Here is a 1,758-nt window from a genome sequence, read left to right as displayed (position 1 = left end):
CGACACGATATCGCTTTCAAGTCGCAGGTTCACCTGCCCGCCGGCGGCGCTGGTAATGATTTCGGTGCTGACCCGGAGCAGATGCTGGCGGCGGCAATGTCGAGCTGCCATATGCAAACCTTCCTCGCGTTGGCGGCTAAAAAGCGCTTAATTGTTGAGTCATATCACGATGATGCCGAAGCTGTGCTGGCACAAAGGGAAGATGGCAAATTCTATATTGCCACCCTGATCCTCCGGCCACGCGTGCAGTTTGGTGGTGATAAGGTGCCGGATCAGGCAGCCATCGATGCCATGCATGGTAAGGCGCATGAGCATTGTTTCGTCGCTAATTCGGTGCTCTCAGAGGTTGTTCTCGAGCCTGTTTATTAAAAGTTCGTGTAGTAGGTACAGGAGTAGGTCTGAGGTAAAAACGAACTTTTTTGAAAAAAATCGCATCCAGTTCCTGAGCTGCTCCGTATAGGTCTATGCACACTCTGTGTATAACCTTATATCGGGAGCAGTTATGAAAACGCACGCCACACTTCTGCTCGGTGCGATTACCGCGCTGACAGCTATGAATGCAAGCGCTTCGAGTCACCGAGAAGCACCGAACGTTACCCGCCTGCCGGCCATCGACTCCACGGACTTCTATGCGTTCCGCAGTTATGAAGAAAATCGTGGAGACTACGTGACTCTCATTGCGAACTATATCCCGCTGCAGGACGCCTATGGCGGCCCGAATTACTTCGCAATGGACCCGAACGCTCTGTACGAGATTCACATCGATAATGATGGGGATGCCGTTGAAGACATTACTTTCCAGTTCCGTTTCCAGCAGATGTTGGGCAATATGGGAAGCGGTATCACTCTGAATATTGGCGAAGGTGAGAATCAGAAAAGCGTAGCCATTCCTCTGAAAAACTCTGGCAACGTTGATATCGATGGCAGCGCCAACTTCTACGAAACCTACAGCATCAAAAAAGTTAGCGGCGATCGTCGTACTGGTTCTGCAATCAGCCTGACCGATGGTTCTGGTGAAGAGACCTTTACTAAACCACTCGACAATATCGGTGAGAAGTCTTTTACCGACTATGAGGCTTACGCAGGCGGTTTTGTACACGACCTGGCTATCCCTGGATGTGACGCGGGCGGTAAGGTATTTGTTGGCCAGCGTAAAGACCCATTCGTCGTGAATCTGGGTAAAACATTCGACCTCGTGAATTACGTCCCTCTGGATGGTGATGGCAGTGCACAGGACGATGCAAACGACGATCTGGCAGATAAAAATGTCACCTCTATTGCTCTGGAAGTACCGATCTCGTGTGTCACTGGGTCTGGTAACGGTGTGATTGGTGCCTGGACCAGCGCCAGCCAGCAGCAGGCTCGTATTCTTAATCCAGAAGCATCATTCACTAAGCCAGAAGTCAATGGCGGTGCCTGGACTCAGGTATCACGCCTGGGTATGCCACTGGTGAACGAGGTTGTCATCGGTCTCGGAGATAAAGACACCTTTAACGCCTCTGAGCCTAAAGACGATGGTCAGTTCTTAGATTACGTGACTCACCCAACTCTACCAGCATTGTTAGAGAGGTTATTTTCTGTTCCGGCACCGACCAATATCCCGCGTGGAGACCTCGTTACTGCGTTCCTGGAAGGCTTCCCCGGTGTGAACCAGCAGTCGACGGTTACCGCTTCAGAGATGGTCCGTCTGAATACCGGCATTGCTGCGACAGCAGCCGCTGATCAGAATCCACTAGGTCTGGTTACCGGTGATCTGGC

The 1,758-nt window shown here is 51.5% G+C and carries 2 protein-coding genes; both read left to right on the top strand.

The window, feature by feature from the left end; translation table 11 throughout:
• Nucleotides 1-369, top strand: a 369-nt coding sequence (locus AC4FIA_RS17400) for an OsmC family protein (RefSeq protein ID WP_490366885.1), incomplete at its 5' end; no start/stop codon positions are given.
• Nucleotides 370-502: 133 nt separating this feature from the next.
• A partial coding sequence (locus AC4FIA_RS17395; RefSeq protein ID WP_490366884.1) for a DUF4331 domain-containing protein occupies nt 503-1,758 on the top strand: 1,256 nt, incomplete at its 3' end.

The organism is Thalassococcus sp., from assembly GCF_982780845.1.
Note: the sequence above shows the minus strand (reverse complement) of the source record. Positions and strands in the feature narration are given on the sequence as shown.